This window comes from Flavobacterium sp. (assembly GCF_044368625.1).
In the GTDB taxonomy this organism is placed as follows: Bacteria; Bacteroidota; Bacteroidia; order Flavobacteriales; family Flavobacteriaceae; genus Flavobacterium.
On the sequence record NZ_JBIPPD010000144.1, the window covers coordinates 1 to 8,445 of the forward strand.

Annotated in this window: 6 protein-coding genes; all 6 read left to right on the forward strand. The window is 34.8% G+C overall.

Annotated elements, in window-relative coordinates; genetic code table 11:
- Positions 1–681: 681 nt before the first annotated feature.
- The 6 genes from ACIQ2X_RS11025 to ACIQ2X_RS11050 all read left to right on the forward strand — a co-directional run bounded on the left by ACIQ2X_RS11025 (position 682) and on the right by ACIQ2X_RS11050 (position 8,377).
- On the forward strand, positions 682–1,659 hold the full coding sequence (locus ACIQ2X_RS11025; protein WP_396178974.1) for a ribonucleotide-diphosphate reductase subunit beta: 978 nt from the start codon (positions 682–684) through the stop codon (positions 1,657–1,659).
- Positions 1,660–1,966: 307 nt separating this feature from the next.
- The gene (locus ACIQ2X_RS11030) at positions 1,967–4,387 is read left to right on the forward strand and encodes a ribonucleoside-diphosphate reductase subunit alpha (RefSeq protein ID WP_396178975.1); all 2,421 of its coding nucleotides are present in this window, start codon (positions 1,967–1,969) and stop codon (positions 4,385–4,387) included.
- A gap of 254 nt (positions 4,388–4,641) precedes the next feature.
- Positions 4,642–4,920 carry a hypothetical protein gene (locus ACIQ2X_RS11035; RefSeq protein ID WP_396178976.1) on the forward strand — a complete coding sequence of 93 codons (279 nt, stop codon included), beginning with the start codon at positions 4,642–4,644 and terminating at the stop codon, positions 4,918–4,920.
- Positions 4,921–5,137: 217 nt separating this feature from the next.
- Entirely contained in the window at positions 5,138–5,617 is a 480-nt protein-coding gene (locus ACIQ2X_RS11040; RefSeq protein ID WP_396178977.1) for a heavy-metal-associated domain-containing protein, read from the forward strand.
- On the forward strand, positions 5,617–6,429 hold the full coding sequence (locus ACIQ2X_RS11045; RefSeq protein WP_396178978.1) for a hypothetical protein: 813 nt from the start codon (positions 5,617–5,619) through the stop codon (positions 6,427–6,429). Before ACIQ2X_RS11040 ends, ACIQ2X_RS11045 begins: the two co-directional genes overlap by 1 nt.
- Positions 6,430–6,715: 286 nt before the next feature.
- Entirely contained in the window at positions 6,716–8,377 is a 1,662-nt protein-coding gene (locus ACIQ2X_RS11050; RefSeq protein WP_396178979.1) for a hypothetical protein, read from the forward strand.
- The last annotated feature ends 68 nt before the right edge of the window (positions 8,378–8,445 follow it).

The following is an 8,445-nucleotide window of genomic DNA, read 5'->3' on the forward strand; positions in this document are numbered from 1 at the left end:
TTAAAATGCGCAATACAATTGGCTTCACTACTAAATTCGACTCCAAAACTAAAAATATTCATACCCAATAATTTATCTATCAAACAAATATACAAAAATATGAGCAATTACGGATATACATAATTTAAAACTAGTATTTCTGGTTTAGAAACTACATTGCCCAATTATTTATATAAAAATTTGTCGTACAATGATGTTCGAGCTATTGGATTGAATTTGCGATATAATTTTGTAGGAAAAATTTATAGAAATAAAAATGTAGCGGAACCCACTAGTAGTGAAATTGACCGTATAAATTAAAATGTTTTGAGCATAAAAGTCAATTATTAATTTAATTCCGTTCTGACGCCAAATATTATACAATTTCGGGTATGCTTAAAATGAGTTATTAACCCAAGGCTTCTGAAAATTAATTTTAAAAAATAAACCAAATTTTAACTTTTTTCTACCGATAAAAGTCTTATGTTATAGCTCGATTTGGTATTTTGTTTTATTTTCAACATATTGTCAATCAATTGTTTGTAATTGAAATCTTTGCTAAGCCTTGTGTTTGCTGTGTTGTTAAAAACTATCATTAATTGTGGATAAGTTTGGCTTTTTATTCCCCTAATATTTCGCAATCTTTGTATCGCACTGTACTCGAGAAGTGCCATTTTTTAAACCTATAAAAGTCAGTCGAATATGTCAGTATTAGAACCAATTTTGCAAGAAAATAAAAACCGTTTCGTTATTTTCCCGATTAAACACCACGATATTTGGGAATGGTATAAAAAAATGGAGGCCAGTTTTTGGACAGCGGAAGAAATTGATTTGTCGCAGGATTTAAACGATTGGAACAATAAATTGAACCACGACGAAAAATATTTTATCAAACATATTCTTGCATTTTTTGCAGCTTCAGACGGAATTGTGAACGAAAATCTTGCTGAGAATTTTGTGAACGAAGTGCAATATGCGGAAGCTAAATTCTTTTACGGATTCCAAATCATGATGGAAAACATCCACAGCGAAACCTATTCGCTTTTGATTGATACTTACGTAAAAGACGAAGCAGAGAAAGCCGATTTATTTAACGCATTAGAAGTTTTTCCGGCCATTAAAAAGAAAGCCGATTGGGCAATTAGATGGATTTCGTCCGATTCGTTTGCCGAAAGGTTGATTGCCTTTGCAGCCGTGGAAGGTATTTTCTTCTCAGGTGCATTTTGTGCCATTTTTTGGTTAAAAAAACGAGGTTTAATGCCAGGTTTGACTTTTTCAAACGAGCTTATTTCGCGCGACGAAGGGGTTCACTGCGATTTTGCCGTGCATTTGCACCAACATCACCTGATTAACAAAGTGCCAAAAGACCGTATCAGAACCATCATTATTGATGCATTAGATATCGAACGAGAATTTATTACAGAGTCGCTTCCGGTAAGTTTGATTGGAATGAATTCTAATTTAATGACGCAGTACTTAGAGTTTGTAACCGACCGACTTCTAGTAGAATTGGGTTGTGAAAGAGAATACAACACGCCTAATCCGTTCGATTTTATGGACATGATTTCGCTTCAAGGGAAAACCAATTTCTTTGAGAAAAAAGTGGCCGAATACCAAAAAGCAGGTGTCATGAACACCGACAGCGAAGCACAAAAAATTACTTTCGACGCTGATTTTTAAAGCCTCCACCAACCTTCCGACGGAAGTAGGGAGGAGTTTTAGAAACAAAGAAAAGTTTAGCGTCGAAGATTTCTTTAAAACCCAAGCCATTCCATTGGTTTAGCCCAGATTGCAGCGGCATCCTTTTTTAATTACCTCGGGTTTTTTCCCGAGGTAATTAAAAAAGATATAGCGAAAAGCTGGAATAGCTCCAAATGAAGAATCTGAACTTTTAAAAATCAGAAATGAGATACTGAAATAAATTCAGCATGACAAATAACCCGAAATAGAGAAGGGATTTTCTATTTCACAAAAACAAAAAAAAATTATGTACGTAGTAAAAAGAGACGGCCACAAAGAGCCTGTAATGTTTGACAAAATCACGGATCGAATTAAAAAACTGTGTTACGGTTTGAATGATTTAGTAGATGCCGTTAAAGTGGCGATGCGTGTTATTGAAGGTCTGTATGATGGGGTTACTACATCAGAATTGGATAATTTGGCGGCAGAAACTGCTGCTTCGATGACCATCGCTCATCCGGATTATGCTCAGTTGGCCGCGCGAATTGCCATTTCTAATTTGCACAAAAACACTACAAAATCATTCTCGGAAACGATGAATGAAATGTTTCATTATGTCAATCCAAGAAACAACCAATATGCGCCATTACTTTCTGAGGAAGTGCATAAAGTGATCATGGAAAATGCCGAATTTTTGGATTCGCATATTATTTACAACAGAGATTTTAACTACGATTATTTTGGATTCAAAACCTTGGAACGGTCGTATTTATTAAAGATAAACGGCAAAATTGTAGAGCGTCCCCAACACATGTTGATGCGTGTTGCGGTAGGAATTCACTTGAATGATTTGGATTCGGTATTGGAAACGTACGATTTAATGTCGAAAAAGTTTTTTACGCATGCAACGCCAACCTTGTTCAATGCAGGAACGCCAAAACCACAAATGTCTTCGTGCTTTTTATTGGCCATGCAAGACGACAGCATCGACGGCATTTATGATACGTTGAAACAAACGGCTAAGATTTCGCAGTCGGCGGGAGGAATTGGATTGTCCATTCACAACGTTCGTGCAACAGGCTCGTACATTCGGGGAACCAACGGTACTTCGAACGGAATTGTTCCGATGTTGCGTGTTTTTAACGATACCGCCCGTTATGTGGATCAAGGCGGCGGAAAACGCAAAGGTAGTTTTGCAATTTACATCGAAACTTGGCATGCGGATATCTTTGAATTCTTGGATTTGAAGAAAAATACGGGTAAAGAAGAAATGCGTGCTCGTGATTTGTTTTTCGCGATGTGGACTTCGGATTTATTCATGAAACGGGTAGAAGAAGACAGTTATTGGACCTTGATGTGTCCGAATGAATGTCCTGGTTTGTACGACGTTTATGGCGAAGAATTTGAGAAAATGTACGTGTCTTACGAAGAGCAGAAAAAAGGCAGAAAAACCATCAAAGCGCGTGAACTTTGGGAAAAAATCCTAGAATCACAAATTGAGACAGGAACACCTTATATGCTGTACAAAGATGCAGCCAACCGCAAATCGAACCAGAAAAATTTAGGTACGATTCGATCGTCGAACTTGTGTACGGAAATTATGGAATTTACGTCGAAAGATGAAATTGCTGTGTGTAATTTAGCTTCGATTTCGTTACCGATGTTTGTTGAGAATGGTAAGTTTGATCACGATTTGTTGTTTAACGTTACCAAAAGGGTGACCCGAAACTTGAACAAGGTTATCGACCGAAATTACTATCCTGTAAAAGAAGCCGAAAATTCCAATATGCGTCACCGTCCCGTTGGATTAGGCGTGCAGGGATTGGCCGATGCTTTCATTTTACTTCGTTTGCCTTTTACCAGTGATGAAGCTAAGAAATTGAACCAAGAAATTTTTGAAACCCTGTATTTTGCAGCTGTAACTGCTTCGATGGAAATGGCCAAAGAAGAAGGGCCGTATTCAACATTTGCGGGATCACCTATTTCGCAAGGAGAATTTCAATACAACCTTTGGGGATTGAAAGACGAAGAACTATCTGGAAGATGGAATTGGGCTTCGTTACGAAAAGAAGTGATGGAACACGGTGTGCGAAATTCACTTTTGGTAGCTCCAATGCCAACGGCTTCGACTTCGCAAATTTTAGGAAACAACGAAGCATTTGAACCTTATACTTCCAATATTTACACCAGAAGAGTACTTTCGGGCGAATTTATTGTGGTGAACAAACACTTGTTGCACGATTTAGTAGCTCTAGGTTTGTGGAACGACAATTTGAAGCAAGAAATCATGCGTCACAACGGATCGGTTCAAAATATTGATGCTATTCCGCAGTATTTAAAAGAATTATACAAAACAGTTTGGGAACTTTCGATGAAGGACATTATCGACATGTCGAGACAGCGGGGTTATTTTATCGACCAATCGCAATCGTTGAACTTGTTTATGCAAGACGCGAATTATTCGAAACTGACATCAATGCATTTTTATGCTTGGAAATCGGGATTGAAAACTGGTATGTATTATTTAAGAACAAAAGCAGCCGTAGATGCCATCCAATTTACGTTGAATAACGACAAGAAAGCGCAACCTATTTCAATTCCAGAAGTGCAAGTAAAACCGACAGTTATGGTTTCAGAGCCTGTAGAAATGTCGGCAGTTGAATACAAAGCAATGATTGAACTCGCCAAAAACGCCAGTCCAGACGACTGCGAAATGTGTGGGTCTTAAATTGAAAAGTTATAGATTGATTATAGTTAATTGAACAAACAGCTGCTGAAAAGCGGCTGTTTTTTTTAGGTCATAAATTGCAATTTTCTGTCGTAAATTTTTATTTATTACTTTTTTAAGACTACGATCCAAGGGATTAGCTTACTATTGTCATTCATAATTGATTCATGCATAAATCGACTTTCATACTTTATTTACTTTTAGGCTTCTTTATGGTGTCGGTAAATTCGTATGCTTGTGAGAAACATGCAAAAATGAATCACCAAAAGACAGAAACTACTACTCCAACCACAAAAAAAGGATGTTGCAGTGAAAAATCAGGAGACAAAAAAGCTTGCGATGGTAAGTGCGGACACAGCGGTTGCACATGTGCTTCGGGATGTAGTTCGTTTTCCTCAACGAAAGTTTCTTACCTTTTTACTCCGTTTACTTTAGTTGATTTTTCATTCGATCTTTTGGTGAAAACAAATCACAATACGCCATCTCTATCCGATGGATTTTCTTCCATTTGGCTTATTCCTAAAATAGGCTAAAACCATTCGCGACAGCCACAAGTGGATTTTGTCGGAATCTTAACTTTTTTTATTGACGCTTTGTAAGCTCATAAATTCAAAAAATTCGTTTACCATTTTAATCTTTTCGAAAACTATGCTTTTCGAAATAAATCATTCTTTAAGCATTTATTCTTAAGCATGTTATTCATGTCAATAGAAGTATTAAGTGCAATCAAAATTCAATAAATATCTTCATATGAAAAATATACTAATCACTTTTATCGCACTATTTTTTGCGATAGAAAGTAACGCACAAATAGTAAAAGCCGACATCATTGCAACAGGATTAACCTGTTCGATGTGTTCGAAATCCATTTACAAACAATTATCAAGCTTGCCTGAAGTCGCCTCGGTTGACACCGATTTAAACACCAATACGTTTACCGTAACTATGAAACCAAACACCAACGTTTCGCCTAAAATTTTTAAAGAGAATGTTGAAAAAGCTGGATTTTTTATCGGTTCGCTAGTCGTTTCCGTAAATCCAAAAACGTTGGAAAAATATATCCATGTGGAGAAAAAGCAAGTACCCAATACGAAACAAGTGCAAGTACAGATTTTGGACAAAGGTTTTGTGACAGATAAAGAGTTCAAGAAATTGGCCAAGAAACACAAAGACGTGCCTACGAATACAGCAGGAAACGAAAATAATTTTCACTTTAGAATCGTTAACTAATGAAAGTGGTTTATTTATACGTGGTTTTATTGTTCACGCAACTCGTAATTGGTCAGGAATTGTTTGTAGTAACCGATCCGGCCAGTAATATTCCAGCCAACTCATTGTCGGCACGAATGGGAAATTTACTCTTTAAGGAAAAATTTGAAAGCGGTTACAATTATCATTTGATGCCCGAAGTTTCCTATGGTTTGAATAAAAACCTGATGTTTCGCGGAACGGCATTTATCAGCAACAGAGGCAATAGTTTGGTAACCGAAGGTGGAAGTTTTTTCTCCAAGTACCGTTTTTATTCGGAAGACGACATCAACAGTCACTTCCGATTGGCGGCTTTTGGGCGTTACAGTTTTAACAATTCAGATATTCATCAGGAACAAATTGAAACCATGGGACACAACTCGGGTTTTGAAGTCGGCTTGGTAGCGACTAAGTTAATTCATAAAGTAGCCATCAGTTCCTCATTGAGTTTTGAAAGAGCGTTTGACAATACGTCGAAGAATCCCTTTCCCGACCATTTAGGAAATACAGCTACCAACTATACTCTTTCTATTGGAAAACTGATGTATCCTAAAACGTATACGAGTTTTAAGCAGACGAATATCAATCTAATGTTGGAATTTTTGGGTCAAACCATCAACGAGAATGGGCGTTCCTCACTAGATGTGATTCCCGCGGTGCAATTTATCATCAACAGCCAAGCCAGAATTGATTTGGCCTACCGACATGAAATAATGAGTTCCATGTATCGAACCGCTCCAAATGGGTTTTACCTGAATTTGGAATACAACTTGTATAATGTTTTAAAAAAATAGATTTGATGTGAAATGAATTTGAATTTACAAAAAAAGCGAAACAACTTGCATCTGAAATACACCTATTACTTTAGCCGTTAACGTTTAAAACCTTTTAGTAAATTATGATATTTTTAATTATTGTTGAATTAAAAATTATACATTTGAGATGAAATACTTGCTAACTTTTGTGATGACTTAGTTCCAATTGTGCACGATAAATAAGATTTTGGCAGAGATAGAAAAAAATTGTGCGCTATATGTGCTCAGCTAAACTTTAAAAAATAGTAACTTTAAACAAGCTATTATGACCCCAAAACTGAAAATTATTAGACTTTTTGCATTTTTTGCTTTATTAAGTTCATTTTGCTCTTGTGATGAAGACGAAATTTTAATCGAAAGCCAAAATCACGCTTTTCATTTAAAAACAAGTAGAGTTTCAATCAAACAAGTGCTAAATGAAATTAATTCAACAGATATTAAAGAAAAATTACAATACAGAAACTTTGATTCTTCTGCAAATAATTCCTTAAATCGTTCAAATAATCCAGAAGTATATTTTTTGAAAAATGAAAAAGAGGATGAATTAACTTCTTATATTTTACATCTAAATTCTTATTCTCAATTAAAACCTTATTTTCTAAAACTTATTATAACTAAAAATAATAATGAAACAGAAAAGATGGGCTTTTTAAAATACATTCCAACTAGTCCAACTAATACTTTAAATTTAAGAACTTTTAGTGGCGTTGTACAAATTTTAGATTTTGAAAATGAAGTTACAGCGTTAACAACTTTTGAAAATGGAATACCAATATCAACTGATTCAACTGCAAGTTCAAGGATGAATTGTTATGATAAAGTTAATATAATAGCTGTAAATTGCGGTGATAAAGGCAATCATCCTCCTGGTGTGGCTTGTGATAATGGTACAATTAATAGCTATTGGATTATAAGTATCACTACAGTTTGTACCGGCAGAGGTGGCCAATTAGTACAAATATTAGAAGATTCGGGTGACAATAGTAATAATGGTGGTGGGACATATTCAGCGTCAATGTTTCTTAATCCTTTTTTGAGTACTTTAACGCCGGAACAATTACTTGTTTATAATTCAAACCCATCATTTGAAGAATATTTAGTTAATAATTTAATAGTAGAACCTAATCCAAATTATAATCCATTACTAGGAGGCAATCCAAATAATGTAATTATTAAACCAGAAGCAGAACAGTTTGTGACAGAGTTTATCAATAACGCGATTAACAGTGGATTAAATTTAAATTTTAAAAAATCATCAAAATCTCCGGCAAATATTGATGTTTCTGCAATTGACACTACAACAACAGTTGGTAAAAAGTTTAATTGTATCTACAATAAACTAATGCAATCACCAAGCTTTAAGAATTTATTTGACAATACATTTGGGGGCACACAATCAAAACTAAATGTTAAATTTGAAATTGTTGAAAGTTTTCCCAATTCAAATACTCTGGGGAATTGTCAACTTACTACAATCTCAAATAATGGAATACCACAACAATTTAACAACTTAATAAAACTAAAAAGAGAAATGTTGGATGAATCTAACGGCACGGGTAATGCGTCAAACATAAAAATTGCAAAAATAATTATACATGAACTAATGCATGCTTATCTAAATATTAAATACAAAAATTGTAATCAAGGTGCAAGTCTACCTTACATTAATAATTTGGACTTGGGCGAATTAATTCAAAAGTTTTATGATAATTTTAATTGTCATATTGATGTAGATGGTTCGCCCCAAAGTCAACATGATTTCATGTATAATTTTCTTATTCCTTCTTTTCAGTCAATTCTATCTGAATCTAGGGATTTGATAATATCACAATCTCACATTAATTATGCAAATAGTTTAACTTTTCAAGATAGTTCTTTAAATATAATGCATATCCGTAATTGCTCATATTTTTGTATATTTGTTTGATAGATAAATTATTGGGTATGAATATTTTTAGTTTTGGAGTCGAATTTAGTAGTGAAGCCAATTGTATT

Excerpts from the sequence above, each read along its gene's own strand:
- ACIQ2X_RS11030 (WP_396178975.1), top strand. The coding sequence starts at position 1,967 with ATGTACGTAGTAAAAAGAGACGGCCACAAAGAGCCTGTAATGTTTGAC.
- ACIQ2X_RS11050 (WP_396178979.1), top strand. The coding sequence starts at position 6,716 with ATGACCCCAAAACTGAAAATTATTAGACTTTTTGCATTTTTTGCTTTA.
- ACIQ2X_RS11025 (WP_396178974.1), top strand. The coding sequence starts at position 682 with ATGTCAGTATTAGAACCAATTTTGCAAGAAAATAAAAACCGTTTCGTT.
- ACIQ2X_RS11045 (WP_396178978.1), top strand. The coding sequence starts at position 5,617 with ATGAAAGTGGTTTATTTATACGTGGTTTTATTGTTCACGCAACTCGTA.
- ACIQ2X_RS11035 (WP_396178976.1), top strand. The coding sequence starts at position 4,642 with ATGAATCACCAAAAGACAGAAACTACTACTCCAACCACAAAAAAAGGA.
- ACIQ2X_RS11040 (WP_396178977.1), top strand. The coding sequence starts at position 5,138 with ATGAAAAATATACTAATCACTTTTATCGCACTATTTTTTGCGATAGAA.